Origin of the sequence: Amycolatopsis granulosa (genome assembly GCF_011758745.1) — a bacterium.
Lineage (GTDB): Bacteria > Actinomycetota > Actinomycetes > Mycobacteriales > Pseudonocardiaceae > Amycolatopsis_E > Amycolatopsis_E granulosa.
Window position 1 is genome coordinate 562,167 of the sequence record NZ_JAANOV010000001.1, and the last position, 26,184, is coordinate 588,350.

Annotated in this window: 26 protein-coding genes and 3 pseudogenes; 22 read left to right on the forward strand and 7 right to left on the reverse strand. The window is 73.4% G+C overall.

The features are described from left to right. Positions 1-46 precede the first annotated feature (46 nt). The 7 genes from FHX45_RS02785 to FHX45_RS27860 all read left to right on the forward strand — a co-directional run bounded on the left by FHX45_RS02785 (position 47) and on the right by FHX45_RS27860 (position 6,681). Complete coding sequence (locus tag FHX45_RS02785) at positions 47-991, forward strand: LysR family transcriptional regulator (protein WP_167096458.1); 945 nt, start codon at positions 47-49, stop codon at positions 989-991. Continuing rightward, positions 988-1,743, forward strand: a complete 756-nt coding sequence (locus FHX45_RS02790; RefSeq protein ID WP_167096459.1) for an alpha/beta fold hydrolase — start codon at positions 988-990, stop codon at positions 1,741-1,743. The genes FHX45_RS02785 and FHX45_RS02790 overlap by 4 nt, the downstream gene beginning before the upstream one ends. A gap of 163 nt (positions 1,744-1,906) precedes the next feature. Next, positions 1,907-2,296, forward strand: a complete 390-nt coding sequence (locus tag FHX45_RS02795; RefSeq protein ID WP_167096460.1) for a YciI family protein — start codon at positions 1,907-1,909, stop codon at positions 2,294-2,296. Then, positions 2,274-3,518, forward strand: a complete 1,245-nt coding sequence (locus FHX45_RS02800; RefSeq protein ID WP_167096461.1) for an RNA polymerase sigma factor — start codon at positions 2,274-2,276, stop codon at positions 3,516-3,518. The genes FHX45_RS02795 and FHX45_RS02800 overlap by 23 nt, the downstream gene beginning before the upstream one ends. Next, positions 3,515-4,378, forward strand: a complete 864-nt coding sequence (locus FHX45_RS02805; protein WP_167096462.1) for a carboxymuconolactone decarboxylase family protein — start codon at positions 3,515-3,517, stop codon at positions 4,376-4,378. Before FHX45_RS02800 ends, FHX45_RS02805 begins: the two co-directional genes overlap by 4 nt. Next, the gene (locus FHX45_RS02810) at positions 4,375-5,340 is read left to right on the forward strand and encodes a pirin family protein (RefSeq protein ID WP_167096463.1); all 966 of its coding nucleotides are present in this window, start codon (positions 4,375-4,377) and stop codon (positions 5,338-5,340) included. The genes FHX45_RS02805 and FHX45_RS02810 overlap by 4 nt, the downstream gene beginning before the upstream one ends. A gap of 414 nt (positions 5,341-5,754) precedes the next feature. Beyond that, positions 5,755-6,681: an ankyrin repeat domain-containing protein gene (locus tag FHX45_RS27860; protein ID WP_167096464.1), complete on the forward strand. Its 927-nt coding sequence runs from the start codon at positions 5,755-5,757 to the stop codon at positions 6,679-6,681. A 268-nt stretch (positions 6,682-6,949) separates the two neighbouring features. Here the strand turns inward: FHX45_RS27860 and FHX45_RS02820 are convergent, their stop codons facing one another. Beyond that, the gene (locus FHX45_RS02820; protein ID WP_341771639.1) at positions 6,950-7,162 is read right to left on the reverse strand and encodes an SDR family oxidoreductase; all 213 of its coding nucleotides are present in this window, start codon (positions 7,160-7,162) and stop codon (positions 6,950-6,952) included. Positions 7,163-7,496: 334 nt separating this feature from the next. On the opposite strand from FHX45_RS02820, the gene FHX45_RS02825 reads away from it, so the two are divergent. From FHX45_RS02825 to FHX45_RS02860, 7 genes and pseudogenes are all read left to right on the forward strand, one after another. Continuing rightward, positions 7,497-7,928, forward strand: a complete 432-nt coding sequence (locus tag FHX45_RS02825; protein WP_167096466.1) for a nuclear transport factor 2 family protein — start codon at positions 7,497-7,499, stop codon at positions 7,926-7,928. A gap of 177 nt (positions 7,929-8,105) precedes the next feature. Beyond that, entirely contained in the window at positions 8,106-8,585 is a 480-nt protein-coding gene (locus tag FHX45_RS02830) for a nuclear transport factor 2 family protein (RefSeq protein WP_208405774.1), read from the forward strand. Positions 8,586-8,658: 73 nt separating this feature from the next. Further along, positions 8,659-9,408: a glucose 1-dehydrogenase gene (locus tag FHX45_RS02835; protein ID WP_167096468.1), complete on the forward strand. Its 750-nt coding sequence runs from the start codon at positions 8,659-8,661 to the stop codon at positions 9,406-9,408. A 512-nt stretch (positions 9,409-9,920) separates the two neighbouring features. Then, positions 9,921-10,106: pseudogene (locus FHX45_RS02845) on the forward strand (pirin family protein); the annotation flags it as partial. A gap of 9 nt (positions 10,107-10,115) precedes the next feature. Next, positions 10,116-10,448, forward strand: coding sequence for an ArsR/SmtB family transcription factor (locus tag FHX45_RS02850; RefSeq protein ID WP_167096469.1), 333 nt, complete (start codon positions 10,116-10,118; stop codon positions 10,446-10,448). A gap of 168 nt (positions 10,449-10,616) precedes the next feature. Beyond that, positions 10,617-11,573 carry a hypothetical protein gene (locus FHX45_RS02855; protein ID WP_167096470.1) on the forward strand — a complete coding sequence of 319 codons (957 nt, stop codon included), beginning with the start codon at positions 10,617-10,619 and terminating at the stop codon, positions 11,571-11,573. Continuing rightward, positions 11,570-12,028, forward strand: coding sequence for an ABA4-like family protein (locus FHX45_RS02860; RefSeq protein WP_167096471.1), 459 nt, complete (start codon positions 11,570-11,572; stop codon positions 12,026-12,028). The genes FHX45_RS02855 and FHX45_RS02860 overlap by 4 nt, the downstream gene beginning before the upstream one ends. A gap of 14 nt (positions 12,029-12,042) precedes the next feature. Here FHX45_RS02860 and FHX45_RS02865 read toward each other — a convergent pair whose 3' ends face one another. From FHX45_RS02865 to mdlC, 3 genes and pseudogenes are all read right to left on the reverse strand, one after another. Continuing rightward, on the reverse strand, positions 12,043-13,749 hold the full coding sequence (locus FHX45_RS02865; protein ID WP_208405775.1) for a BCCT family transporter: 1,707 nt from the start codon (positions 13,747-13,749) through the stop codon (positions 12,043-12,045). Positions 13,750-13,970: 221 nt separating this feature from the next. Further along, positions 13,971-15,210: pseudogene (locus FHX45_RS28670) on the reverse strand (MFS transporter). Positions 15,211-15,238: 28 nt separating this feature from the next. Continuing rightward, positions 15,239-16,813, reverse strand: a complete 1,575-nt coding sequence (gene mdlC / locus FHX45_RS02875) for a benzoylformate decarboxylase (RefSeq protein WP_167096472.1) — start codon at positions 16,811-16,813, stop codon at positions 15,239-15,241. Between the two features lie 98 nt (positions 16,814-16,911). On the opposite strand from mdlC, the gene FHX45_RS02880 reads away from it, so the two are divergent. Both FHX45_RS02880 and FHX45_RS02885 read left to right on the forward strand, forming a co-directional pair. Beyond that, positions 16,912-17,835: a LysR family transcriptional regulator gene (locus FHX45_RS02880; RefSeq protein ID WP_243868907.1), complete on the forward strand. Its 924-nt coding sequence runs from the start codon at positions 16,912-16,914 to the stop codon at positions 17,833-17,835. A gap of 55 nt (positions 17,836-17,890) precedes the next feature. Further along, positions 17,891-18,337, forward strand: a complete 447-nt coding sequence (locus tag FHX45_RS02885) for a nitroreductase family deazaflavin-dependent oxidoreductase (RefSeq protein WP_167096473.1) — start codon at positions 17,891-17,893, stop codon at positions 18,335-18,337. Here the strand turns inward: FHX45_RS02885 and FHX45_RS02890 are convergent. Together FHX45_RS02890 and FHX45_RS02895 are read right to left on the reverse strand one after the other, a co-directional pair. Continuing rightward, positions 18,294-19,880, reverse strand: coding sequence for an LTA synthase family protein (locus tag FHX45_RS02890; protein WP_167096474.1), 1,587 nt, complete (start codon positions 19,878-19,880; stop codon positions 18,294-18,296). The two genes, FHX45_RS02885 and FHX45_RS02890, sit on opposite strands and share 44 nt — an antisense overlap. After that, a complete protein-coding gene (locus tag FHX45_RS02895) occupies positions 19,865-20,563 on the reverse strand; it encodes a CDP-alcohol phosphatidyltransferase family protein (protein ID WP_167096475.1) in 699 nt (232 codons plus the stop codon). The genes FHX45_RS02890 and FHX45_RS02895 overlap by 16 nt, the downstream gene beginning before the upstream one ends. Before the next feature lie 27 nt (positions 20,564-20,590). Between FHX45_RS02895 and FHX45_RS02900 the strand changes: the two genes are divergently transcribed. From FHX45_RS02900 to FHX45_RS27875, 5 genes and pseudogenes are all read left to right on the forward strand, one after another. Further along, the gene (locus FHX45_RS02900; protein WP_167096476.1) at positions 20,591-21,586 is read left to right on the forward strand and encodes a zinc-dependent alcohol dehydrogenase; all 996 of its coding nucleotides are present in this window, start codon (positions 20,591-20,593) and stop codon (positions 21,584-21,586) included. Next, the gene (locus tag FHX45_RS02905; RefSeq protein WP_167096477.1) at positions 21,574-21,984 is read left to right on the forward strand and encodes a 6-pyruvoyl trahydropterin synthase family protein; all 411 of its coding nucleotides are present in this window, start codon (positions 21,574-21,576) and stop codon (positions 21,982-21,984) included. Before FHX45_RS02900 ends, FHX45_RS02905 begins: the two co-directional genes overlap by 13 nt. Continuing rightward, positions 21,962-23,005: a glycosyltransferase gene (locus FHX45_RS02910; RefSeq protein ID WP_167096478.1), complete on the forward strand. Its 1,044-nt coding sequence runs from the start codon at positions 21,962-21,964 to the stop codon at positions 23,003-23,005. The genes FHX45_RS02905 and FHX45_RS02910 overlap by 23 nt, the downstream gene beginning before the upstream one ends. Positions 23,006-23,012: 7 nt before the next feature. After that, positions 23,013-23,819: a class I SAM-dependent methyltransferase gene (locus FHX45_RS02915; RefSeq protein ID WP_341771640.1), complete on the forward strand. Its 807-nt coding sequence runs from the start codon at positions 23,013-23,015 to the stop codon at positions 23,817-23,819. A 137-nt stretch (positions 23,820-23,956) separates the two neighbouring features. Next, positions 23,957-24,442: pseudogene (locus FHX45_RS27875) on the forward strand (lysylphosphatidylglycerol synthase domain-containing protein); the annotation flags it as partial. A 376-nt stretch (positions 24,443-24,818) separates the two neighbouring features. On the opposite strand, the gene FHX45_RS27710 reads toward FHX45_RS27875, so the two are convergent. Next, entirely contained in the window at positions 24,819-25,517 is a 699-nt protein-coding gene (locus FHX45_RS27710) for a creatininase family protein (protein ID WP_208405776.1), read from the reverse strand. A 55-nt stretch (positions 25,518-25,572) separates the two neighbouring features. On the opposite strand from FHX45_RS27710, the gene FHX45_RS02925 reads away from it, so the two are divergent. Continuing rightward, positions 25,573-26,184, forward strand: a complete 612-nt coding sequence (locus FHX45_RS02925) for a GTP cyclohydrolase II (protein ID WP_341771323.1) — start codon at positions 25,573-25,575, stop codon at positions 26,182-26,184.

The following is a 26,184-nucleotide window of genomic DNA, read 5'->3' on the forward strand; positions in this document are numbered from 1 at the left end:
CCATGCCGGTGCGTGATGCCGCGCCTGATGCCACAGTGGGACGGGGATGGACTTCAAGCAGCCCAGGGCCCTCGTGACCGTGGCCGAGGTGGGCAGCGTGACGCGCGCGGCCGAGCTGCTGCACCTGGTCCAGCCCGCGGTCACCCGGCAGATCAAGGCACTGGAAGCGGAACTCGGGGTGCCGCTGTTCGACCGGACCTGGCAGGGCATGCGCCCCACCGAGGCGGGTGTGACGATGGCCGAACGCGCGCGGCGGGCCCTGACCGAGCTCGACCGCGCCCGCGCCGAGGTCGCGCCCGCCCGCGGCGCCGTCACCGGCATCGTCACGCTCGGTCTGCTGGAGAGCGCGGCCGGGCTGATCGCCGAGCCGCTCACCTCCGCGGTCCTGCGCGCCCACCCGGGCATCGAACTGCGCCTGCAGACCGGCTACTCCGGGCACCTGCGGCGCTGGCTGGACGAGGGCGACCTCGACGTGAGCCTGCTGTACGACATCACCGACTCGCCGTCGCTGACCGTGACCCCAGTGGTGCGGGAACGGCTGTGGGTGCTCGCTCCCCCGGCCGCGGGGCTCGATCCGCAGCGGCCGGTGTCGTTCGCGCGGATCGCGCGGGACCCGCTCGTGCTGCCCTCGCCGGGGCACGGGCTGCGCAGCCTGATCGACACCGCGGCCCGCCAGGCCGGGGCCGAGCTGATCCCGAGCGTGCAGACCAATTCGATGCCGCTGCAGAAGAGGCTGGTGCTCGCCGGGCACGGCTGGACGATCCTGCCCGGTGTCGGGATCGCCGGGGACATCGCGGCCGGCCGGCTCACCGGCGCCCCGGTGCGCGAACCGGAGGTGTGGCGCTCGATCGCCGTGGCCCGGCCGCGGTCCGGACGGGTGCCGCCCGCGGTCGACGTGGTCGCCCGCGAACTGCTGTGCCAGGTCCGCGCGGCCGTCGCGGACGGCCGGTGGCCGTCGGCGGAGCCGCTCATCGGGGACGGCGGACGATGATCGTCGCGCACGCGGCGGACGGCACGCCGCTGGCGGCCCAGTCCGAGGGCACCGGACGGCCGCTGGTACTGCTGGCCGGCCAGGCCAACGACCACACGTGGTGGGACGCCGTCCGGGGTGATTTCCCGTACACCGTCACGGTCGACTACCGCGGCACCGGCGCGAGCGGCAAGCCGGACGCGCCGTACTCGACTCCGCTGTTGGCCGACGACGTGATCGCCGTGCTGGACGAGCTGGGCATCGAGCGGGCCGACGTGTACGGGACCTCGATGGGCGGCCGGGTCGCGCAGTGGATCGCGATCCGCTACCCGGAGCGGGTGCGGCGGCTGGTCCTGGGCTGCACCTCGCCCGGCGGGCCGCATGCGGTGGAGCGGTCGGCGGAGGTGCGCCGGGCACTGATGCGGCCGGACGCCCGGGAGACGCTGGCCGACCTGATGTACACGCCGGCGTGGCGCGCGACGCATCCCGGCCCGTACCGCACCCTCGGCGATCCGGCGATGCCTCCGCACGCCCGCCGCCACCACCTGCGGGCCAGCGACCAGCACGACGCGTGGGACGCGCTCCCCCGCATCAGCGCGCCGACGCTGATCCTGCACGGTGACGACGACGGACTGGCCCCGGTTGCGAACGCCACGCTGCTGGCCGAGCGCATCCCGGACGCGCGGGTGCACGTCCTGCCCGGCGCGCGGCACGGGTACTTCGAGGAGTGCCGCCCGCACGCATCCGAGCTGGTCCGGGGCTTCCTCGCCTGACCCGTCACCCGAAGGGGCGACAATCAGCCGCCACCGCAGTGCCCCAGCGGTGCCCCAGGCCTCGTGCATTTCCGGCGCCGCCGGAGAAGAATCCGGGCACGGGCTGTCGAGTTCCGGGCATCCCGTTCGTCATCCTCTGCGGAGCCAGAACCGGGAGGGACCGATGCGCTACCTGCTGATGATCTACGACTGCGACCGGCCGGAACCGGACGATCCCGGCTTCGCCGGCGCGCTGGCCCGGGTGGCCGCGTTCGCCGACGAGCTGCGGCGGCGCAACGCGCTGGTGTCCGGCGATCCGGTGGCGGACGAGCGCAGCGCGACGACCGTGGCCGTGCGGGACGGGCGGACGCTGATCACCGACGGGCCGTTCGCCGAGACCCACGAGCACCTGGGCGGCTACTACGTCCTGGACTGCCGGGACCTCGACGAGGCGCTGGAGCTCGCAGCGCTGTGTCCGATGGCCGAGACCGGGACGATCGAGGTGCGGCCGCTGGTGCGGGTACCGGGCGTCGACCACCGCCCGGCCGGACATGCGACGTCCCCGGCCGGCTGATCCGGTGCTCGCGGTCGAGCAGGTCTACCGCGAGCACCGGACCCGGATGCTGGCCGCGCTGGTGCGGGTGCTCGGCGACTTCGAGCCGGCCGAGGACGCGCTGCAGGACGCGTGCGCGCTCGCCTTGCGCGCCTGGCGGGACGCGGTGCCCGCCGATCCCGTCGCGTGGCTGCTCACCGCCGCCCGCAACCGCGTCGTGGACCGGTGGCGCCGCGACCGCGTGGGCCGGGAGAAGGAGGAGCGGGCCGGGGACCCGCGACCGGTGATGACCGATTTCGACGAGGAGCGCCTGCTCGCCGTCGGCGACGAACGGCTGAGCCTGATCTTCACCTGCTGCCACCCCGCCCTGGCGCCGGAGGCCCGGGTGGCGCTCACCCTGCAGGCCGTGGCCGGGCTGACCGCCGCCGAGATCGCGCGGATGTTCCTGGTGCCCGAGGCGACACTCGCGCAGCGGCTGGTGCGGGCCAAGCGCAAGATCCGGGACGCCGGGATCTCCTTCGCGGTGCCGCCCGACCACCTGCTCCCGGAACGGCTGTCCGGCGTCCTCTCGGTGATCTACCTGATCTACACCCACGGCTACACGGCGCCACCCGGGGGCGGGGACGCACCGCGGGCGGAGGCGATCCGGCTCGCCAAGCTCGTCGCGGCCCTGATGCCCGACGAGCCCGAGGCGCTCGGCCTGCTCGCGCTGCTGCTGTTGCACGACTCGCGCGCCGGTGCCCGGCAGTCCCCCGACGGCGGTCTGGTCCTGCTGGCCGACCAGGACCGCCGGGAGTGGCACGCGGGCGGGATCGCGGAGGCGGTCCGCGTGCTGGACCGGGCGTTGCGGCTCGGGGCTCCCGGCCCGTACCAGATGCAGGCCGCCATCGCCGCGCTGCACGCCCAGGCCCCCTGCGCCGAGGAGACGGACTGGCCGCGCATCGCCGCGCTCTACGGCGAATTGCTGCGGGTGGCGCCGTCGCCGGTGGTGGCGCTCAACCACGCGGTCGCCGTCGCGATGAGCGACGGGCCCGCGGCCGGGCTGGCGCTGCTCGACCGGATCGACGGTCTCGACCGGTACCACCTGCACCACGCCGCGCGGGCCGACCTGTTGCGCCGGCTGGGCCGCACCGCCGAAGCCGTCACGGCCTACCGGCGGGCACACGAACTGGCCGCCAACCCGGCCGACCGACGGTTCCTGGCCGCGCGGCTGGCCGCCCTCGACCCAGGGGAGTCCCGATGAGACTGTCCATTCTCGACCACGGTCACCGGTTGCGGGCCCGGCTGTTCTTCGCCGCGACCGGACGGGACGCCCCGGACATCGTGCGAACCCTGCTGTACCGGCCGGACTTCTTCGCCCGGCCGCTGCTGGAGATCACCGCACCCGCGATGCGCGGCCCGTCGTTCTGGAGCGCGGCCGAACGCGAGTACCTGGCGATGACCACCGCGCGCCGGTACCGTTGCCCGTTCTGCATCGACTCGCACACCGAGCTGGTCCGCATCGCCGGCAACGGCGAGCTCGACCCGGCCGCGGTGCGCCCCGAGCTGGTCGCGGTCCGCGCGTTCCTGGACGGCACGCACACCGGTGAGGCGGAGCGCCCCGCGCTGCCCGAGCACGCGGTGCGTGAAGCCCTGCACGTCGACCTGGTGTGGAACGTGGTGAACCGGCTGGCCAACGCGTTCGGGTTCACCCTGCGCGGCGACCAGCTGCACCGCGGCACGCGGGCGCTGCACCGGTTCGGCTACCGCTTCCCGGGCTTCCTCCTCGCCGGCGGCGACCACACCGACCAGGGCGACCCGGTGGCGAACCTGCGGCACGCCGTGTTCGAGGCGCCCGCGGTCACCCCGCCGTCGCTGCGGCTGGCCGCCGGGACCGGCGCCGCGGTGCCGGAACCGTGGCGGGCCTACACGACACTGGTGCGGGAGGCCTCCGACCGGATCACCGGCGCCGACATCGCGCGGCTGCCCGGCAGCGAGGACGAGATCTTCGAGGTGACGGTCGCGGCGGCGGTCGGCGCCGCGCTGGCGGCCTTCGACACCGGCCTGCGCGTCCTGCACAGCGGGCCCGCGCCGTCCGCCGGCGGTGGCAGGATGGGGGCATGAGCAACGTCGAGGCCGACCCCGCCGAGCTGGTGTGCGGGGACCGGCCCGCGCCCGCGAGCACCCTGACCGTGCTGGCCCCGCGGGACGTCCCCCTCGGCGGGCCCCGCGCGATGCGGGTACGGCGCACCCTGCCGCAGCGGCAGCGGTCGCTGATCGGAGCGTGGTGCTTCGCCGACCACTACGGCCCCGAGGACGTCGCGGTGACCGGTGGGATGGATGTCGCCCCGCACCCGCACACCGGGTTGCAGACCGTGAGCTGGTTGTTCAGCGGCACGATCGAGCACCGGGACAGCCTCGGCACCCACGCCGTGGTCCGGCCCGGCGAGCTGAACCTGATGACCGGCGGTCACGGCATCGCGCACTCCGAGGTGTCCACACCGGACACCACGACGCTGCACGGCGTCCAGTTGTGGATCGCCCTGCCCGGCGAGCACCGGCACGCCGCGCGGGACTTCCGGCACTACGTCCCGCCGGTCGTCACGGTGCCGGGCGCCACGGTCCGCGTCTTCCTCGGCAGCCTCGCCGGGAGCACCTCCCCGGTCCCGGCGTGCACGCCGCTGCTCGGCGCGGAACTCACCCTCGATCCCGGTGCGCGCCTGGTGCTCGATGTCGATCCGGGGTTCGAACACGGTGTCCTGCAGGACACCGGCAGCGTCACGATCGACGGCACCGCGCTCGCCACCGGCGACCTCGCCTACCTCGCACCCGGTCTGAGCCGGCTGGAGCTGACCGGCCACGACGCGGGACCGGCCCGGGTCCTGCTGATCGGTGGCGTGCCGTTCACCGAGGAGATCGTGATGTGGTGGAACTTCGTCGGACGATCACACGACGAGATCGTGCAGGCCCGCGAGGACTGGATGAAGGGAACTCGTTTCGGCGAGGTGCACGGCTACGACGGCGCTCCGCTACCCGCGCCAGAGCTGCCGAACGCACCCTTGAAACCCCGAGGAAGCAAGCGCTGACCTGCGAGAACAGGGGCCGTACGCCAAGAAGCCGTGATTGCTTCCGCGCCTGCCGGGCAACCTGGGAATCCCACGGCGTCCGCGTTCGGCACCAGCCGCACGCATCCCCTTTCCAACGTACGGGCATCTGCGGGCAGCTTCGGCCGTACCAATGCTGACCCTTTGCTGACTTTCTTGACCGTGCATCAGGTGTGCGGGGGCTCGGTGTCTTCCGCGCTCGAGTCCCTTCGAGAACGCGGGCGCTGGACGTGACGGCCGCGCTGAACGCCTCGGTCCTCCCGGCGAACGCGAGGTCCGTGTCACCGCGGTAATCGCGGTGGTTGGCCGCGGTGTCGGACCTGTGTGCGAGTGTGTGAAGGGACAAGCACTGTGGGAGGGGGATCGGTGACAGTAGAGGGTGACGGCTGGGCCGGTATGGGCTGGGACTGGACGGATGTCGGCGACATTCGTCGGCGCCTTGACGAAGGCGCCGATCCGGAGAAGTGGAGCGGGGGGCGGCCGCTGCATCGTGCGGCGGTGTTCGGCTCCCCGGAGGTCGTCGCGGAGCTGGCCGGTCGAGTGGCGGACGTGGACGCGCTGGAGGACGGGGTGACGGCACTGTGGGAGGCCGTCGTGTCGAGGAGGCCGGACAACGCACGGGCCCTTGCCGCTGCCGGCGCCGATCCCTGGCTGCCGTCGCTCGGCGGCTGGTCACCGGGACGGCTCAGCCTTGCGGGACCGACGCCGGCCCTGTTCCCCGCACCGGAAGGGGTGCGCCTGACCGACACGGAACGTGCGGCAGCACAGGAAGCCGGTCGGCTCATCGCGGCGTTGGGCGAGTTCTACTACGACGGCACGGGGCTCGCCTGCGTGTCCGGAATCGACGCGGCCGAGGCGGTGCGCCGTCTGGAGGCAGCGCCGGTGGAGGGGGAAGTCATCGATGAGCTGCTGGAAGACCCGTACGCGTACGACACGGACGAGAGCTTGCAGTTCATCGGCGTGACGTCCGTGCCGGGCGGCTGCGTCGTGACACAGCCCTGGGGGTACGCACCGAAGATGCCGGGCGTGCTGACCCGGTTGTCCGCCGGCACCGTCTGCTACGGCCTCTACGCCAATCCCAAGAGCGGCAACCAGGGCAGCATCGCCCGTCATGGAGCCGTCGAGGGCTGGGACCTGCACCCGGGCGGCGGACCGTACGAGGACGACAGCCCCGAGGAAGTGCTGAACGCCTACCTCTACCAGCACCACGCCGTGGCCTGTGCATGCGCTTTCGCCGGTCTGCGCCTGACCGACGCGCGCGCCGTGGCAGGACCTCCCGATGTGTGGGTCCGACTGCCGGACCGCGACTACTGGAGCCACTGACGCGAACACCGCCGCCGACGCGGTAGCGGCGTGAGCGCCGGAGGCAAGCGGTGCCGACCGGCGCCGGGTGCCGACCCGCCTGGCGCGGTGCTGAAGAACCGTCACTGCGGCTGCGGCGCGGCCAGCCGCTCGAATCCGTACAGTGCCGCGTTGCTGTCCGTCATCATCTGAACGTGGTCGCGCGGCGGCACCGGCATCGCGTGTGCGGCGGCCCGGTTGGCCGCACCGGGTGTGTGCGCGGGCGGCCACGGCCTCCCGTACGACGTCGTCACTGTGCATGGGGTGAATCCGCCGAGGCCAGCGAGGTCATCAGCACGATTGCGCCGCGGCCCCGGTCGATCATCAGGCGGCCGAAGTGATGGGCCAGTGTGACCACGCTGCGACAGTCCACATCGAGCAGGTGCAGCGCGTCGCTCACCGGGCGGTCCGCGAACAGGCCGCTGCCGACCGACACGCCGGGGTTGTGGACCAGTAGCCCGATGTCGAGGCCGTCGGTGGCCTACGGCACGTTCGTCGAGCAGCGTCGGGGAGGCGAGATCAGCCTGGACCGTACGCACCCGGACGGCGGACGTCGACTCGATCTCCTTCGCCAGTCCGCGCAGCGGATCGGGACGGCGCGCCGGCAGCCCGAGGTCGAGGTCCTGGGCGGCGAGGTGCCGGGCGAAGGCAGTGCGCCACGTGGGATACGTCCTGCTGCGCCCACACCCCCTGCGGCCGCTCCTCCTTCCCGGTCAGCGGGAAGAGGTCATGTCGTTGCGAGCCGTGGCGGATACGGTCCTCGCACCTGCGATCCCCGCACACGGAAGGTCACCTGCATGTCCGCAAGCCTCGACGCACGCGCTGTCACCGGCCTGTTCCACGCCTACGCCGACGCCTTGGACCGCCGCGACTGGTCCGCGCTGGACGGGGTCTTCCTGGAGGACGTGCGCGCCGACTACAACGGGACCGAGGTCGTCGAGGGGCGGGCGGCCCTGGTCGGGATGATCCGCGGATACCTCGACGGGTGCGGCCCCACGCAGCCTCTCGTGGGCAATGAGCGGGTCGTGGTGGAGGGCGACCGGGCCACGGCGTCGGTCAAGATGCGGGTCCACCACCTCGGCGCGGCCGAACGCGCCGAGCTCACCTACGAGTGCTTCGGCTGGTACCACGCCGAACTGGTCCGAACCGGACAGGGCTGGCGGGTCGCCTCCTGGCGCCAGGAGGTCACGCACCAACTCGGCACGTACGAGGTGTTCGCTCGCGCCTGACCCGCCCCGCACCCACCGGCCGGGCATCCGAACCTCTTCGACCGGGAGAACCGCATGCCCGACTCCAAGCAGACCCTCACCCAGCGGTACCGGCCATGGGCACTGGTCACCGGCGCCGCCGAGTAGATGTCGAACATTCACCAGCAGTGCGATCCGGTACACCCCAAGGAGGGACCCTTGTCGCAGACCGCACCCACCGAACTCACCCCTGCGTCCGCTGCCGAACGCCTCGCGGCGATCGAGGACATCAAACAGCTGAAGGCGCGCTACTTCCGCCTGATGGACACCAAGGACTGGGCCGCGCTGCGCGAGGTGTTCACCGACGACGCGCACATGGACATCGACGGCTTCGCGAGCGACGGCGGTGACGCGATCACCGCGTTCCTGTCCAAGGTCCTGACCCCACTGCGCACGGTCCACCACGGACACATGCCGGAGATCACCCTGACCTCCACGGACCAGGCGAGCGGGGTGTGGGCGATGTTCGACTACGTCGAGTTCCCCTCGGACGGCCTGCCGCGAGGCTTTCACGGCTACGGGCACTACCACGACCAGTACCGCGTCGAACGCGGCGCCTGGCGCATCGCGTCCAGCCGCGTGGCACGCCTGCGCATCGACCCGCTCGCCGGCGGCCTACCCGACGGAGCCCCCGCGTGACCGCCGAACCCGTCACGCGCGCCTCGTGAGTCTGACCGCCTCCACCCGCCACCATCCGATCCAGGAGCAAACCGTGACCAACCTCGACGGCAAAGTCGCCCTCATCACCGGTGCCGCGCGCGGCATGGGTGAGTCCCATGCCCGCCACTTCGTCGCGTCCGGCGCCAAGGTCGTCCTCGGGGACGTCCTGGACGAACCGGGCAGGGCCGTCGCCGACTCGCTCGGCGAACACGCCTACTACGTACACCTGGACGTCACCTCCGAAGCCGCCTGGGACGCCGCGGTCGCCGTCGCGATATCCCGGTTCGGCCGGTTCGACGTACTGGTCAACAACGCCGGCGTGCAGCCGATCAGCCCGATGGCGGACACCTCCGCCGACGACTTCCGCCGCTGCCTCGACATCAACACCGTCGGCCAGTTCATCGGCATCAAGGCGGTCACCGCGGCGATGACCGAGGCGGGCGGCGGCTCGATCGTCAACATCTCCTCCACCAACGGCTTCGTCGGGGCGCCCGGGATGTCCGCGTACACCGCAAGCAAGTTCGCTATCCGCGGCCTGACCCGCTGTGCGGCGCTGGAGCTGGGCCACGCCGGGATCCGGGTCAACTCCGTGCACCCCGGCGGCGTGGACACCGCGATGACCCGCGATCCCGAGTGGGAGGGCCAGGACCAGAGCGCGTTCTTCGCCACGCTGCCGGTGCCGCGCATCGGGCAGCCCGCCGACATCTCCCGCATGGTCGCATGGCTGGCCTCCGACGAGTCCGCCTACGCATCCGGCGCCGAATTCCTCGTGGACGGGGGCCTGCTGGCCGGCCGCTACTGACTGCCGGCTGCCGCGGACCGGGAGCCGTCACGACCGCCCTCGTCATCCTCGACTGCCGGCGTCCCGACCTCGGCCTGCCCGGCAACCTGGCGGACTGGCAGTTGAAGGCGCCTCGGCTCGGTCAGGCGGTCAGCGCCGCGAGCTCCCCGTTGGCGCGCTCGGTGACCAGGGCGAGGACGCGACCGGCGGCGGCCAGGTCCCCGAAGGGCATTCCGCCCCAGATGCAGGCGGTGATGGGGCCGGTTTCCGCGCCAACGACAGCGATCAGCTCGCGCCCTGCGTCCGTGGGGCGAAGGTGCGCGCTGTCCGCGATCTGGGTGGTGAGATCGTCCGGCGTCTGCTGGCGTCGGCGGTGACGGCGGTGCGCAGGGCGACCTGCCGCTGGAACGTGATGCCGTGCCGGGCCAGGACGCGCTCCAGGACGCCGCGGGCGGCGGCGAGCGGCCTGGGCTCGCCAGCAAGCCCTGGCTGGCGACAGAGGACGACGGCATGGCCTGGCGGAAACGCTGATGGAGTTCGCTCTGTGGTGGAACTTCGTGGGCCGCGGCCACGAGGAGATCGCCGCGCACCGCGCGGCGTGGGAGGCCGGGTCGGACCAGTTCGGCCGCGTCGAGGGCTACCGCGGTGCCGTGTCCCGGTTGCCGGCGCCCGAGCTGCCGCACGTGCGCATCACCCCGCGCCGCCACCGGCCCCAGTAATGTGGACGCATGACGGAAGCGGCGGTCACCCCGGATCCCGGCGTCGTCCGCGCGCTGCGGGCGCTGTCGAACCCGGTGCGCTTGCAGCTGCTGTCCTGGTTGCGTGAGCCCGAGCGGCATTTCCCGATGGACGAGGCGATCGCCGATCCGGTCGAGGTCGGGGTGTGCGTGAGTCACCTCCAGGCGAAGGCCGGGCTGGCCCAGTCGACCGTGTCGGCGTACCTGGCCGAGCTGCACCGCGCCGGGCTGGTGCGCGCCACCCGCGTCGGCAAGTGGACGCACTACCGGCGCGACGAGCAGCGCATCGCCGAGCTGGTGGCGGTGCTCGGGCAAACCCTGTAGCGATCTCGCGTTCGCGGGCGGCGGCCTGCTCGCGAAATCATATCGTTAATCTCCGATACTTCGATCCTCGAACTGGGCGCGCTTTGCGGAATCCCATGGACCCGGTCGGGCGGATAGTGTAGCTTTCCGTATTGGATAGTTACGCTATCTGACTGGAGGAGTGAGACCATGACAACCCTGCTCGGCCGGGCCTCCGCCTGGCACCGCCCGATGATGTGGACCGCCGCGGTCATGGCCGTCATGACCGCGGTGTCGGCCGGCGGCCTCGTGGTCGACGACCGCATCCTGCTCGGCGCGCCGATCTGGCTCAAACCGCTCAAGTTCGCCGTGTCCATCGCGGTGTACTGCGTGACGTGGGCGTGGATGCTCACCCTCCTCGACCGCGGCCGCCGCCTCGCCGCGCGCGTGTCCAGCGCGCTCGCCGCGATCCTGCTGACCGAGTACACGATCATCGTGACGCAGGTGATCCGCGGCCGGGCGAGCCACTTCGACGTCGCGACCCCGTTCGACAAGGCACTGTTCTCGATCATGGGGATCTCGATCGCCGCCCTGTGGACGGGAACCCTCGTGCTCACCGTCCTGGTGCTGCGGACGAAGATCGCCGACCCGGCGGCGCGGTGGGCGGTACGGCTCGGCGCGGTCGTGTCGCTGGCCGGGCTCGCGCTCGCCGGGCTGATGCTCGGGCCCACCCCGGAGCAAGCGCGATCGCTGCACGAGGGCACCTTCGGCGGCATGATCGGCGCGCACAGCGTGGGCGTGCCCGACGGCGGGCCGGTCATGCCCGTCACCGGCTGGAGCACGACCGGCGGCGACCTCCGCATCCCGCACTTCGTGGGCATGCACGCGCTGCAGGCCCTGCCGCTGTTCGCGCTGCTGCTGAGCGCGCTGGCCCGGCGGGTCCCGCGCCTGCGGCCGGAGACGGTGCGCGCGCGGCTGGTGCTGGTGGCCGCCGCCGGGTACGCCGGCCTGGTCGCGCTGGTGACGTGGCAGGCGCTGCGCGGCCGGCCGCTGATCCACCCCGACGGGCCGACGCTGCTCGCGCTCGCCGGGCTCGCCGTCGCCGTGGCCGCCGGGGCTTCGTGGTCCCTCCTCGACTCCCGCCGGCCGGAAGTGAGCGTGGCATGAGCACGGCGGCCCTGTTCCAGATCACCTTCAACCTGGCCGCCCCGTTCTGGGCGCTGATGATCTTCGCCCCCGGCTGGGCGGTGACCCGGCGGGTGATCGGCTCGCCGTGGATCGTGCTGCCACCACTGGTGGTCTACCTGGTGTTCGCGGTGGGCGAGTTCGGCACGCTGTGGCCGGTGGTGAGCCGGCCGGACCTCGAGACACTGCGCGCGTTCCTCGGGACCCCGCACGGCGCCGCGGCGATCTGGGCGCACCTGATCGCGTTCGACCTGTTCATCGGCCGCTGGATGTACCACGACGCGCGGGCGCGGGGCGTGACCCACGCGATCCTGGCGCCGATCCTGGTGCTCACGATCCTGTTGTCGCCGTTCGGCTTGCTGGCCCACCTGGTCGTGCGGTCGGTCGCGGCCCGCCGGCCCGCACGGCAGGCACCGGTGACCCCGGCGGACGGGTGACCGGCTTCCGGCCGTCAGCCGCGGCGGGTGCGCGGGCGGCGCCGCCCCCGCTCGCCGCCGGTGCGCTCGTCGTGGATCTCCGCCAGCGAGCGCAGCATCTCGCGCTCCCGGATGACCTGCGGATCCGACCGCAGGTCGCGGTACAACGCCACGCACAACGCCACCATCACCACCACGAACGGCACCGCCACCAGGATGGTCAGGTTCTGCAGACCGGTCAGGCCGTCCTCGCCGCCGACCAGCAGCATCACCGCCGCGACCGCCCCGGTCAGCACGCCCCAGAAGATCACCGGGTTGCGGTGCGGGTTGACCGCACCCCGCTGCGACAGCGTGCCCATCACCACCGATGCCGCATCGGCCCCGGAGACGAAGAAGATCGACACCAGGATCATCACCAGGATCGCCATCGGCACGAACCACGGCAGGTGCTCCAGGAGGGTGAACGTGGCCGACTCGGAACTGCCCGCGCCCGCGATGTCGACCCCGGCGCGCTGCTTCTGGATCGCCGCGCCGCCGAAGATCGCGAACCACACCAGGCTGACCACGCTCGGCACCGCGATCACGCCGATCACGAACTGCCGGATGGTGCGCCCGCGCGAGATGCGGGCGATGAACATGCCGACGAACGGCGTCCAGGAGATCCACCACGCCCAGTAGAAGACGGTCCAGCCGGACAGCCACGTCTGCATCGGCTGCCCGCCGGTCACCCCGGAGCGGCCGGACATCTCGGCCAGTTCCCGGAAGTAGTCGCCGATCGCGCTGGGCACCAGGTTGAGGATCAGCACCGTTGGGCCGACGACCAGCACGAACACCGCGAGCAGCGCGGCGAGCACCATGTTGATGTTGGACAGCCACTGGATGCCCTTGGCGATGCCGGACACCGCCGAGGCGACGAACGCGACGGTGAGGATCGCGATGATCCCGACCAGCAGCCCGGTGCCGGGGCTGTCGATCCAGCCGACCGAGGCCATGCCGCCGCCGACCTGCAGCGCACCGAGGCCCAACGAAGCGGCCGAGCCGAACAGGGTCGCGAAGATCGCCATCACGTCGATGGCCTTGCCCAGCGGCCCCTCGGTGCGGCGCCGGCCCAGCAGCGGTGCGAACACGGCGCTGATCAGCTGGCTGCGCCCGCGGCGGAAGGTGCTGTAGGCGATGGCGAGCCCGGCCACCGCGTAGATGGCCCACGGGTGCACGGTCCAGTGGAACAGGGTGGTGGCCATCGCGGTGTGCACGGCGTCGTCCGAGTTGGGCGCCGCGGTGCCCGGCGGCGGGCTGGCCAGGTGCGACACCGGCTCGTACACGCCGAAGAACATCAGGCCGATGCCCATGCCGGCGCTGAACATCATGGCGATCCACGAGGCCGTGCGGAACTCCGGCTGCTCGTCGTCCCGGCCGAGGCGGATGCGCCCGTACCGGCTCACCGCCAGTGCGACGGCGAAGACCACGAAACCGCTCGCGGCCAGCACGAACGCCCAGCCGCCGTAGGGGATCACCGCGTGGTTGAGCACGGTGTCCGCGACGCTCGCCAGGCTGCCCGGCGAGGCGACGCCCCAGCCGATGATGGCCAGCGCCAGTGCCGCGGCCACCCCGAACACGGTGCGGTCGGTCCGCGGCCGGGTGGGGTCGCCGACGGGGGGAACGTGCTCGTCCGGCAGGTGACCGGCCGTGCCGGTCTCCTCGGGCACTCTTGCGCGGGCCTCGGTTTCAGCGTCAGCAGACATACGCACGCGCCGTCGCGAACGGGGCGCGCCTCCTCTCCCATGCCTAACCCGAACGGGTCAAACCTCGATCGTTGGTCGACCTACCGTTACCGATCGAGCGGGAATGGGCAACCTGAAGATCACGTTTCCGGGTGGTTCCTGGCGGCGCGACCTGCGGAATGGCAACTTCGCCACAGTACGGGCGGATCATGCGCCGATCACCGTTCAACGAACCCCTGGCGTCAGCGCCCGAGCCCTTCCGGCGCCGGAGCTGCCGGAGCCGCGCCGGCCGCCCGGCGGCGGCCCGAGCCGAGCAGCAGGATCGCACCCAGGCCGAGCGCGGCGACGACGGCGAAGAAGTAGAAGCCCCACGGATAGGCCACGCCGGCGGTGACCAGCGCGCCGGTCACGAACGGGCCCACGATCGACCCGAGCCGGCCCACCGCCGAGGTCATGCCGAGCGCCGTGCCCCGCGCCTGCGCCGGGAAGACGTGCGCGACGTAGCCGTAGATCAGCACCTGCGCCGAGAACACGAACACGCCGGTCAGCAGCACCAGCGCGTTGAGCACGACGCTGTTGCCGATCTTCAGGCTGAGCAGCGCGAGCAGCACCGCACCCGCGCCGAACCAGATGCGGGCGATGGGACGGATGCCGAACCGGTCGGCGATCGTCCCGGCGAGCACGAGCCCCAGCACCGCACCGACGTTTGAGCACCAGCAGCAGCGTGATCGACGTGGACAGCGGGTATCCCGCGGTCCGCATCAGCTGCGGCAGCCAGGTGTTGAGCCCGTACACCAGCAGCAGGCCCATGAAGGAGCCGCTCCACACGGCGATACTGACGCGGCGGAACTCCGGGCCGAGCAGGTCACGGAAACCGAACTTCGCCGCGTCCTCCCGCCGGGCCTCCAGGTAGGCGGCCGACTCGGGCAGCCGCCACCACATGAGCGGCAAGACGGCCAGCCCGGCGATGCCGCCGCCGTAGAACAGCACGTGCCAGTTCCCGACCGCGGCCAGCGCCAGCAGCGAGGTGAGCACGGCACCGACGTGGTAGCCGGTCATGGTGAAAGTGGCGGCGCTGGCGCGGCGCCGCGCGGGCAGGTTCTCCGACATGACGGTCAGCGCGACCGGCATGCAGGCGCCCAGCCCGAGCCCGGCGGCGAACCGGAACACGCCGAAGGTCGCCACGTTCGGCGCCAGCGGCAACACCAGCGTGAACAGCGAGAACAGCAGCACCGAGCCGAGGAGCATCACCCGGCGGCCGAACCGGTCGGTCAGTGGGCCGAGCGCGGCGGCCCCGACCGCGACACCGATCAGCGACACGGTCGCCACCGCGGTCGCGCCGGCCGCGGTGAAGCCGAGGTGCCGCGTCTTGAGCAGGGTCGGGATGGTGGCGCCGAGGGCGACCAGGTCGTAGCCCTCGAGCAGGACGGTGAGCCAGCACAGCACCGCCGTCCAGGCCGACCGGGAGGGAGACGTCGTCATTGCCGTTCTCCTTGCTGGGGTTGGGGAATCAGGGTGTGGTGAGCTCGGTGTCCACCTGGATGAGCCGGGGCCCGGCGGAGGTCGTCTTGAGCTGGGCGCGCAGATCGTCCACATCGGACGCGGTCGTGGCCGGCACGCCGTATCCGGCCGCGATCGCGGTGAAGTCCAGGCCGGGGATCTCGGTGCCGGGCACGCCGGTGGTGCCGAGCACATCGGCGAACCAGCGCAGCGCGCCGTAGGTGCCGTTGCGCAGGATCAGGAAGGTCACCGGCACCTGGTACCGGGCGGCGGTCCACAGCGCGGTGATGCCGTAGTTGGCGGAGCCGTCGCCGATCACCCCGACCACCGGGCGCCCGGGCAGGCCCATCGCCACACCGACCGCGGCGGGCAGGCCGAAGCCGAGGCCACCGGCGGCGGGCCAGAAGTACGAGCCGGGGCGGCGCAGGTCCATCTGCCGCCACCAGGCCGAGTTCGTCGAGGTGGACTCGACGACGTAGGCGGTGTCGGCCGGCTGGGTCTGGCGCAGCGCGGCGAACACCTGCTCGGGGTGCAGTGCGTGCTCGCCGGTCGCCGGCTCCGGCGTCGGCACGAACGCGGTCTTCCCGGGCGCCCGCACGGGCAGCTGCGCGCGCAGGCCGTCGAGCACCGCGCCGGGATCGGCGACGAGCGCCTCCCCCACCGGCGCGCGGGCCGCCTCGCCCGGGTCGTCGGTGACCTGGACCAGCGTCGCGCCGCGCGGCAGGAACGGGCCCGGCACGTGCTGGTGGTAGCGGAACACCGGCGCACCCAGCACCAGGATCAGGTCGTGCCCGTCGAGTGCGGCCGACAGCGCGCCGATCCCGGCGGGCAGGACCCCGCGGAACAGCGGGTGCCGGTTGGGGAACGGCAGCCGGTGCGGCGACGGGGCGACCCACACCGGCAGGTCGCGTTCCTCGGCGAAGGCCACTGCGCGGTCGAACAGCCCGAGGGCGTCGGCATCACCGCCGAGCACGAGCACCGGGCGGGCCGCGCCGTCCAGGCGCGCGGCCAGTTCGAGCACCTGGTCCTCCCCGGCCGACCCGCCGCGCCGCACGCTCCGGCCGAGGGTGGCGGTGACGTCGTCGCCGAGTTCGGCGGACCAGTCGTCGTAGGGCACCGACAAGTAGGTGGGGCGGCGCTGCAACTCGGCCTCGAACACGGCCTGCGCGAGCGAGCGGGGCACGTCGGCGGCGCAGCTCGGTTCGCCGGCCCAGCCGACCAGGGGGCGCATCAGCTGGGTGGCCTCGACGTTGGCGAGCATCGCCTCCAGCCCGATCGCCGAGCGCACCTGCTGCCCGGCGGTGAGCACCAGCGGCGAGCGGGAGTAGACGGCGTTGGTCAGCGCGCCCATGGCGTTGCCGGAACCGGCCGCGGCGTGCAGGTTGACCAGCACCGGACGGCCGGTCGCCTGCGCGTACCCGTCGGCCATGCCGACCACCACACCCTCGTGCAGGCCGAGCACGTAGGAGAAGGACTCCGGCAGCCCGGCCAGGAACGGCAGCTCGTTGGAGCCGGGATTGCCGAAGATCGTGGTCAGGCCACGCCGTTCCAGGAACTCGTGGGCGATCGTCCGGACGGTCGGCATCTGCGGTCCTCCTCGACGGCGGGGCTGGCCTCGAGGGTCGCAGACCGGCTGGCCTGTGCTCCAATCAATGTTGCCGACAGGCCACATAGACAGGATCGATGATGCGGGATTTCGACCTCAACCTGGTGCGCACGTTCGTACTGCTGTACGAGACGCGCAGTGTCACGGCCACCGCGGACTCGATGCACGTCACCCAGCCGACCGTGAGCTACAGCCTGCAGAAACTGCGGCGGCGGTTCTCCGACGAGCTGTTCCGGCGCACCGGCCGCGGGCTGGTACCGACGACCACCGCGCAGGCCCTCTACCCGCCGTTGCACCACGCGCTGGCCGAGATCGAGTCCACGGTGGCAGGGGCGCACACCTTCGACCCGGCCACCGCCCGCGCCCGGTTCACGCTGTGCCTGTCCGACCTCGGCGAGGTGTCGCTGCTCCCCTGGCTGATGGCCGCGCTGCCGTCGCGAGCACCCGGGGTCACGCTGACGGTGCGGCCGCTGGACGTCGCCAGCGCGGTCGACCAGCTGGGCCGCGGCGAGATCGACGCGTTCGTCGCCTCGCCGTTGATCAGCTCGCAGCGGGTGGCGCGGATCCCGCTGTTCTCCGAGGGGTACGTCGCCATGGTCGCCCGGTCCCATCCCCGGCTGCGCGGCCCGCGGCTCTCGCTGGCCGAGCTGTCCGCGGAGCAGCACATCACGGTGTTCGGCCCGGCCGGGCACGACGGGCCGCGCCGGGCGCTCGAGGCCCACGGGCTGCTGGACCGGGTCGTGCTCGAGGTGACCCGGTTTTCCACGCTGCCCTACCTGGTGCAGGACGGCGAACTGGTGGCGATGGTGCCCCGGCTCGTGGCCGACGTCTTCGCCACCGGCCACCGGGTGCGGCTGCTGGAACTGCCGGTGGACGTCGAACCGGCGCAGGTCTCGGTCTACTCCCGGCACCGCCACGCACGCACCCCCGCGCAGCACTGGCTCACCGGGTTCATGCGCGAGCTCCTCGCCGAATCCGCGATCCGCGCCGCGGCGGAATAACCGCCCGCGGCCCGCGTTCCGATCAGCGACGGCGATCTTGGCGAAAGGAGGGCGGATGCCTCTCGACGGTGTGTACGAACCCAGCACGATGGAGTACTCCCGCAAGCAGGTGGCGGTGTACGAGGGCTCCGGCGGTACCCGGGGCACCACCGCGCACGGCCTGCCCGTCATCGTGCTGACCACGGTCGGCCGGAAATCCGGGAAGCTGCGGAAGTCGCCGCTGATGAAGGTCGAGCACGAGGGCGTGTACGCGGCCGTCGCCTCGCTCGGTGGCGGCCCGAAGCATCCGCTGTGGTACCACAACGCGCTCGCCGAACCGCGGGTCGAGGTGCGCGACGGCACCCGGGTGTTCGACATGGTCGCGCGAGAGGTGGACGGCGAGGAGCGCGAGGTGTGGTGGCAGCGCGCGGTGGCGACCTACCCGCCGTACGGCGAGTACCAGAAACGCACCGAACGCGTCATCCCGGTCCTGCTGCTGGAGCCCGCGCCGGAACCGCACTGAGCTGCGGGCCGAAGGCGGTCAGGAACCGGTCGCGGAACGCGCTCATCGGCCAGACCGGGGCCGCCGCGGCGGGACGGAGACCAGGCGTCCAGCCCCAGCCGCTGATGCGGGCGAGCACGGCCGGGTCGCGTGCCACGAGGGTCACCGGCACGTCCCGGTCCGCGCCCGGGCCGGTCACCGACGCGTCCGGCTGGTGGTCGCCGAGGAACACCAGCACCAGATCGTCGCCGCCGTAGGTCTCCACGTAGGAGATGAGCGCCGACAGCGAGTACCGGACCGCCTCGTCGTATCCGGCGGGCCCGCCGGCCGGCCGGTCCGTCGCCGAGGCGAAGACCGTACCGTCGCCGAGGTCGTCCCAGCCGAGCAGCCGGGGCACCGCCGTCCACGGCCAGTGGCTGGACACCAGGTCGATCTCGGCCATCACCGGCGGATGGCCCGGGGCGAGCTCGGCGCGCTGGAACGCCGACAGGGTGAACTGGTCCGGCATCGCGGCATAGGCGAAGCCCGGACCGGAGTAGCCCAGGTCACGACCGTCGTAGAGCCGGTCGAACCGGTACACCGCGCCCTCCGGCCAGGCCGCGGCGTTCTCCGGTTGCACGCTCACGGTGCGCCAGCCGGCACGGGCGAACGCGCCGGACAGGGTCAGCCGGTCGCTTGTCACGAAGGTGCGGTAGCGCTGCTCGTTGTCCACCCACAGCCCGGATTCCAGGGTGGAGTGGGCAAGCCAGCTGCCGCCGCCCGTGGTGGAGGAGGTGAGGAACGCGCTGCGCGCGCCGAACCCGGCCGCCTGCAGCCGGTTCGTCGCCGAGTCGAGCAGCGCGTCGACCCCGGGGTCGGCCAGCGCGACGCGGCCGTAGCTCTCCACGAAGGTGAGCAGGACGTCCTTGCCGCGCAATGCGGTCAGCAGCCCCGCCGGCGCAGTGGCGCGGAAGGCGTCGGTGGCCATGGCCGCGGCGAACTCCCGACGGTCGGCCAGGTCGGCGGTGGCACCGCGGACGTCCCGGTAGGCCAGCGCGCTGGTGGTGTGCGAGGCGAGCGGCAGGCCGGCGAGGGCCGCGGCGGTCCAGGCGACCGCGAACACGGCCACCACCCGCGCCGTGATCCGGCGGTGCTCCCCCGCGGCACGCGCCACACGCGTCGCCGCCAGCGTGGTCAGGACCACCAGCGTCAGCGCGCCGAACGCGGCGCCCACCACCGTGCCGATGCGCGCCGCGCCACCGAGCAGGCTGAGCGCGGGCCCGGCGAAACCCCAGTCGAGCACGGGGTGGAACGGGCGGCCGAAGGCCTGGGAAAACCCGATGTCGGCGATCTTGAGCAGCGTCAGCACCCCGAGCAGCGCACCCGCCACGGCCGCCGTGACCCGGCGTGCGCGCGGCGGCAGGACCAGCATCAGCGCGGCACCGGCCACCGCCTCGGCCGGGAGAACCAGGAACGCCGCGGGCCGGGCGCCCACCAGGGTGTCCGGCAGGGCGAGCGCGGCGAAGACGAGCCCGCAGGCCAGGACGTCGCCCGTCACCCGGCGCACGGTCACCGCGTCCGCCACAGGGTCCGCACGTCCCGCCCGAACGACCAGACCAGCGCCGCGAGCGCCACCGCGGTCCCGGCCAGCGCCGCGCCGCGCGGCAGCACCCCGGCAACCACCACGAGCAGCGTGACACCTTGCGCCGCCGCCACCGCCTTGCGCGCCCGGTCCGGCGCCAGCGGCCCGCGCAGCCACGGCAGAACCCAGCCGGCCGCCACAAACGCGTACCGCATCGCGCCGATCAGCAGCACCCACGGTCCCAGCACCACCGCGACCGGCACGCACAGCACGAGGATCAGGACCGCGTCCGCCTCCAGGTCGAACCGCGCCCCCAGCGGCGACACCGTCGCGGTGCGGCGCGCGACCCGGCCGTCCACGGCGTCCAGCGCGAGCGCGAGCGCCGCGAGCCCGGCCGGGACCGGCCCGGACGATCCGGCGGCGACCAGGGCGAGCACGCCGCCGGTGAGGGTGGCGCGAGCCAGCGTGACCCGGTCCGCCGGACCCAGCGCGACCCGGCCGGCGCGGCGCAGCGCTCCGGTCAGCAGCACCCACAGCGCGCCGCCGTAACCGGCGCCGGCCACCCAGGCGGCCGGCGTCAGCCCCACGGTCAGCGCGAGCCCACTCACCAGCACGAGCAGTGCACCGGCCGCCACGGCCTGTTCCTGGCGGGCCGGAATCGTGCGAGGCTGGGTCTGGACGATCATCGCGGTCCCTTCGCCGGAGGTGTGCCCATGACACGTGCCGCACGGGCGTTCTGGTTCAACCCGCCCGGGCCGGGCGAGATCCGGGCCGTGCCGCTGCCCGCGTGCGGACCCGGCGAGGTCGAGGTGCGGACGATGTACTCGGGCATCAGCCGGGGCACCGAGACGCTCGTCTTCCGCGGCGGCGTGCCGGCGAGCCAGCACGAGCTGATGCGCGCCCCGTTCCAGGAGGGTGAGTTCCCGGGGCCGGTCAAGTACGGCTACCTCAACGTCGGCGTCGCCGAGGACGGGCCACCGGAGCTGCTGGGCCGCACGGTGTTCACGCTCTACCCGCACCAGACGCGGTTCGTCGTTCCGGCGAGCGCGGTGACCGTGGTGCCCGAGGCGGTGCCCGCCCGGCGGGCGGTGCTGGCGGGCACGGTGGAGACCGCGGTGAACGCGCTGTGGGACGCCGCCCCGCTGCTCGGCGACCGGATCGCGGTGGTCGGCGGCGGCATGGTCGGCTGCGCGGTCGCGGCGCTGCTCGCCCGGTTCCCCGCGGTGCGGGTGCAGCTGGTCGACGCCGACCCGGCGCGCGCGGCGGTGGCGTCGGCGCTGGGCGTGGAGTTCGCGCTGCCGGCGGACGCGCTGCCCGGCTGTGACCTGGTGGTGCACGCGAGTGCCACGGACGCGGGCCTGGCGCGGTCGCTGGAGCTGCTCGCCCCGGAGGGTGAGGTGATCGAGCTGAGCTGGTACGGCGACCGGCCGGCGACCGTGCCGCTGGGCGGGTTCTTCCACTCGCGCCGGCTGGCGGTCCGCGCCAGCCAGGTCGGGGCGGTGGCCCCGGCGCGGCGGTCGCGGCGCACGCCCGCCGACCGGCTCGCGCTCGCCCTCGAGCTGCTGGCCGATCCCGTCTTCGACATTCTGATCACCGGCGAGTGCGCGTTCGAGGACCTGCCGTCGGTGATGCCGAAGCTGGCTTCGGGCGAGCTGCCCGCCCTGTGCCACCGTGTCGTCTACCGCGAGGAGGACTCTTGTTCAGCGTGACCGTGCGCGACCACCTGATGGTCGCCCACAGCTTCCGCGGTGAGGTGTTCGGGCCGGCGCAGCGCCTGCACGGGGCGACGTTCGTGGTCGACGCGACGTTCCGCCGCGCCGACCTCGACGCGGACAACATCGTGGTCGACATCGGGCTCGCGACCCAGCAGCTGGGCGCGGTGCTGGGCGAGCTGAACTACCGCAACCTCGACGAGGTGCCGGAATTCGCCGGGATCAACACCTCGACGGAGTTCCTCGCGCAGGTGATCGCCGACGCCCTCGCCGAGCGCGTGCACGAGGGCGCGCTCGGCGAAGGCGCACGCGGGCTGGCCGGGATCGGGGTGACGCTGCACGAATCGCACGTCGCGTGGGCGAGCTACGAGCGTGATCTTCGTCCAGCCCGGTGACGCCACCGACCCGGAGCTGCCCAGCGGCGGCAACGTCTTCGACCGGCGGATCAGCCGGGAGCTGACCGCCCTGGGCCGGACGGTGCGGGAGGTCGCGGTCCCCGGGTCGTGGCCGCATCCGGACGCCGGTGCGCGTGCCCGGCTGGGCCGCGAACTCGCCGCGGCCGCACCGGGCACGCTGGTCGTGCTCGACGGGCTGGTGGCCTGCGGGGTGCCGGAGATCGTGGTGCCGCACGCGGCCCGGCTGCGGCTGATGGTGCTCGTGCACATGCCGCTGGGCGAGGAGACCGGTGCCGATCCCGCACTGGACGCCCGGGAGCGGGCGACGCTGCGCGCGGCCCGGGCGGTGGTGACGACGAGCGCCCGGACGGCGGAGCGGCTGCGCCGGCACCACGGCCTCGCCCGCGTCGAGGTGGTGGTGCCCGGGACGGATCCGGCACCGCTCTCCTCCGGTGACGAGCTGTTGTGCGTCGGGTCGCTGACCCCGCACAAGGGGCAGGACGTGCTGGTCGAGGCGCTGGCGGCGGTGGCTGACCTGCCGTGGCGGTGCCGGCTGACCGGGCCGGTGCGCCGCAGCCCCGCGTTCGCGGCCCGCGTGCGCCGGTCGATCGATGCGCACCGCCTGTCCGGCCGCGTGACGATCACCGGGCCGCTCACCGGGCCGCGGCTGGAGCGGGCCTACGCTCGCGCCGGGCTGCTGGTGCTGCCGTCGTGGTCGGAGACCTACGGGATGGTCATGGCCGAGGCGCTGGCGCGCGGCATCCCGGTCCTGACCTCGGCGCCCACCGAAGTGCTGGGTGAGGTGCGGGGTGAGCCCGGGCAGCTGCCGGGCCTCGTGGTCCCGCCGGGCGATGCGAGCGCGCTGGCACACGCGCTCCGCTCATGGTTGACGTCCCCGCCGTTGCGGCAGGCGCTGCGTGACGCGGCCCGCTCACGCCGCGACACGTTGCCGACGTGGGAGACCGCCGCACGGGTGATGGCGCGGATCCTCGGTGAACCGGAAGCGGGTCGTGTTCCGTGACAAGGAGGTGGCACACGACCGATGGGACGGCGCCGGTCCCGGCACCACCCGCTGCGCACCGGACTGGCTGGCGCTGCGCGAGCCCGCCGACGCGACCGCCCGGGCGGCCGCGCTGCTCGGCCCGCTGCGCGCATCCCTGAGCACGGTCGGCGGCCGGCTGGTCATCCGGGACGTGGGTTGCGGCACCGGCTCGATGGCGCGCTGGCTCGCGCCCCGGCTGCCGGTCCCGCAGCACTGGATCCTGCACGACCGCGACGCCGCGCTGCTCGCCCGCGCGTCGGTCACCGGGGCGGGCGTCACGACCGAAACGCACCACGGCGACCTCGACGAGCTCGATCTCGCGGGCACCTCGCTCGTCACCGCCTCGGCCCTGCTCGACCTGCTCACGGTGTCCGAAGTGGACGGCCTGGCGGGGTCGTGCGCCGCCGCCGGGTGTCCGGCGCTGCTGACCCTGTCGGTCACCGGACGGGTCGAGCTGATTCCCGCGGACCCGCTCGACGCGGAGATCGCCGCGGCCTTCGCGGCCCACCAGCGGCGCAACGGGCTCCTCGGCCCGGACGCGGTCGCCGTGGCCGCACTCGCGTTCGAACGCCGGGGTGCGGTGGTGCGGCTCGCGCCCAGCCCGTGGCGGCTCGGGCCGCGGCAACGGAGGCTGACCGAACAGTGGTTCCGCGGCTGGGTCGCCGCCGCCCGCGCGCAGGCACCGGGGCTCGACACGGCGGCCTACACCCGGCGCCGCCTCGACGCCTGCGCCGCCGGCGAGTTGCGGGCGGTGGTGCACCACACCGACCTGCTCGCGATCGGAGCGTCCTGATGCCGCTCGTCCGCGCCGCCCCAGCGGCGCCCGCCGGCCAGCACCCCGCCGCCAGCGGCGAACACGGCGCCACCGCGTGTTGGCCGCTCCGGGCGGTGTGTTGGCCCGCGGGGGTGGGGCGTTGGCTGGGCGGGGCTATGTGGTGGCCGCGCGGGGTGAGCGCGGTGACAGCGGCGGGGGCGGTGGGTGGCCGTCGCGGGCGGCGGCTGGGGCTGTGGCTGCGTGTGCTCCTCACGGCCGGGCTGTTCGCCGTGCTGGTGGCCAGGCTCGGTGCCGGCGCCTTCGTCACCGGGGTGAGGCTCGTCGGTCCCGGCGCCGTCGTGATCGCCCTGGGGCTCGGGCTGGTGACGACCGTCGCCGCCGCCGGGCGATGGGTTGCCGTGGCCCGCTGCCTGGGCCTGCCGCTGCGCCTGACGACCGCGGTCCGCGCCTGCTACCGCTCCACACTGCTCAACTCGATCCTGCCCGGCGGCGTGCTCGGCGACATCGGCCGCGCCGTGGGCCACGGGCGCGACTCCGGCGACGTTCCCCGCGGTGTGCGGGCCGTGGTGCTCGAACGCGCCGCCGGCCAGGGCGTGCTGCTCGTCGTGGGCGTGCCGGCCCTGCTCGCCGGGCCCGGCCGCATCTCCGGCGCGCCGCTCGCGGTGGCCGCCGCCGCGATGCTCGCGGCCGTGGCGTTCGGGATCAGCCGGATCACCCGGACCGGTGCGACGGCCGTGATCCTGTGGTCGGCCGTGGCGATCACCGGCCACCTGGCCATGTTCGTCGTCGCCACGCGGGTCGCCGGGGTGTCCGCGCCGGTGACCACCGTGGTCCCGCTGGTGGTGCCGGCGCTGGTCGTCATGGCGCTGCCGCTCTCCATCGGCGGCTGGGGCCCGCGCGAGGGATACACGGCGGTCGCGTTCGGCGCCGCCGGGCTCGGGTCCGCCGCGGGCGTCACCACGGCCGTCGTCTACGGCGTGCTGTCGCTGGTCGCGGCGCTGCCGGGAATCCTGGCGCTCAGGACGCGAGGACCGGCAGGTGCGCCCGGAACGACTCGGCCAGCGCGTCCAGCACCGCCCGGCCCTTGTCCGCGCCCGCCCGTGACGGATGACCGGCCACGCCCGACTTGCTGTAGGGAGCCAGTCCGAGCGAGAGGAGGTGGCGCAGATCGCCGGGTGCCGAGTCCGCGGCCGGGTAGCCCGGTCTGACCACCTCGGGGCTGGTGGCGAGCAGGAGGGAGGTCTCCAGCTCGCCCGCGTGCATGTCCTCGTCGTTGGTGGTCGTCACGCCCGCCGCGGCCCGCGCGGCCTGCCACTCCCCGTAGCTGGGGAACAGCACCATGGCGCCGCCGGCCTGCTGGACGACGTTGGCCAGGACGTGGTTGCCGCCGTGCCCGTTGACCAGCACGAGCTTGCCGACGCCGGAGGACCGCAGCGACGCCGCGATGTCCGCCACGACCGCGATCAGCGTGGTGGCCGAGATGCTCACCGTGCCGGGCCAGGCCGCGTGCTCGTGCGAGCAGGAGATCGTGACCGGCGGCAGCAGCCAGAACCGGTGGTCCGCGGCGATCCGCTCCGCCACCGCGCACGCGATCAGGGTGTCGGTGGTCAGCGGCAGGTGCGGGCCGTGCTGTTCGAGGCTTCCGACGGGCAGGACGGCCACGCCCGGCGCGCGGTCGCGCACGTCGACGGTGGTGTCCGGAGGGAGCGGAGTCATCGCTTCAGGTATACCGGGGAGGGCAAGTTCCCGGTCGACGATGAGGGGGAACACCGTGCGTGAGCAGGACATCGCCGAATCGGCCCTGGGCACTCGCCGCGGCGAGTTCCGCGCCGTCGCCTTCGCCGACGGCGCCGAGCACCTGGCGCTGGTGCACGGCCCCCTCCCGCGTGACGACGTGCTGGTGCGGGTGCACTCGGAATGCCTCACCGGTGACGTGTTCGGCGCGGTGCGCTGCGAGTGCGGCGACCAGCTGCACGCCGCGCTGGACGCGATCGTCGCCGAGGGCAGCGGCGTGCTGGTGTACCTGCGCGGGCACGAGGGCCGCGGTATCGGCCTGGTGGCGAAGGTGCGCACGCACGTCCTGCAGGACGAGGACGGCCTGGACACCGTCGATTCCGCCACGACCCTCGGTCTGCCGGTGGACGTGCGCGACTACGGCCCGGCGGCGCGGGTGCTGCGGCACCTCGGTGTGCGGTCGGTGCGGCTGATGTCGAACAACCCGGACAAGATCGCGGCGCTGGAGTCGCACGGCATCCGGGTGGCGGCGCGGGTGCCGCTGCTGGCTCCCGCGAGCCCGCACAACATCCGGTACCTGACCGCCAAGCGCGACCGTCTCGGCCACGTGCTGCCGCAGGTGGACACCTTCGACGTCGCGGAGTCCTGA

Coding starts and splice junctions, on each gene's coding strand:
- FHX45_RS02785 (WP_167096458.1), top strand. CDS start 47: ATGGACTTCAAGCAGCCCAGGGCCCTCGTGACCGTGGCCGAGGTGGGC.
- FHX45_RS02790 (WP_167096459.1), top strand. CDS start 988: ATGATCGTCGCGCACGCGGCGGACGGCACGCCGCTGGCGGCCCAGTCC.
- FHX45_RS02795 (WP_167096460.1), top strand. CDS start 1,907: ATGCGCTACCTGCTGATGATCTACGACTGCGACCGGCCGGAACCGGAC.
- FHX45_RS02800 (WP_167096461.1), top strand. CDS start 2,274: ATGCGACGTCCCCGGCCGGCTGATCCGGTGCTCGCGGTCGAGCAGGTC.
- FHX45_RS02805 (WP_167096462.1), top strand. CDS start 3,515: ATGAGACTGTCCATTCTCGACCACGGTCACCGGTTGCGGGCCCGGCTG.
- FHX45_RS02810 (WP_167096463.1), top strand. CDS start 4,375: ATGAGCAACGTCGAGGCCGACCCCGCCGAGCTGGTGTGCGGGGACCGG.
- FHX45_RS27860 (WP_167096464.1), top strand. CDS start 5,755: ATGGGCTGGGACTGGACGGATGTCGGCGACATTCGTCGGCGCCTTGAC.
- FHX45_RS02825 (WP_167096466.1), top strand. CDS start 7,497: ATGTCCGCAAGCCTCGACGCACGCGCTGTCACCGGCCTGTTCCACGCC.
- FHX45_RS02850 (WP_167096469.1), top strand. CDS start 10,116: ATGACGGAAGCGGCGGTCACCCCGGATCCCGGCGTCGTCCGCGCGCTG.
- FHX45_RS02855 (WP_167096470.1), top strand. CDS start 10,617: ATGACAACCCTGCTCGGCCGGGCCTCCGCCTGGCACCGCCCGATGATG.
- FHX45_RS02860 (WP_167096471.1), top strand. CDS start 11,570: ATGAGCACGGCGGCCCTGTTCCAGATCACCTTCAACCTGGCCGCCCCG.
- FHX45_RS02865 (WP_208405775.1), bottom strand. CDS start 13,749: ATGTCTGCTGACGCTGAAACCGAGGCCCGCGCAAGAGTGCCCGAGGAG.
- mdlC (WP_167096472.1), bottom strand. CDS start 16,813: ATGCCGACCGTCCGGACGATCGCCCACGAGTTCCTGGAACGGCGTGGC.
- FHX45_RS02880 (WP_243868907.1), top strand. CDS start 16,912: ATGATGCGGGATTTCGACCTCAACCTGGTGCGCACGTTCGTACTGCTG.
- FHX45_RS02885 (WP_167096473.1), top strand. CDS start 17,891: ATGCCTCTCGACGGTGTGTACGAACCCAGCACGATGGAGTACTCCCGC.
- FHX45_RS02895 (WP_167096475.1), bottom strand. CDS start 20,563: ATGATCGTCCAGACCCAGCCTCGCACGATTCCGGCCCGCCAGGAACAG.
- FHX45_RS02900 (WP_167096476.1), top strand. CDS start 20,591: ATGACACGTGCCGCACGGGCGTTCTGGTTCAACCCGCCCGGGCCGGGC.
- FHX45_RS27710 (WP_208405776.1), bottom strand. CDS start 25,517: ATGACTCCGCTCCCTCCGGACACCACCGTCGACGTGCGCGACCGCGCG.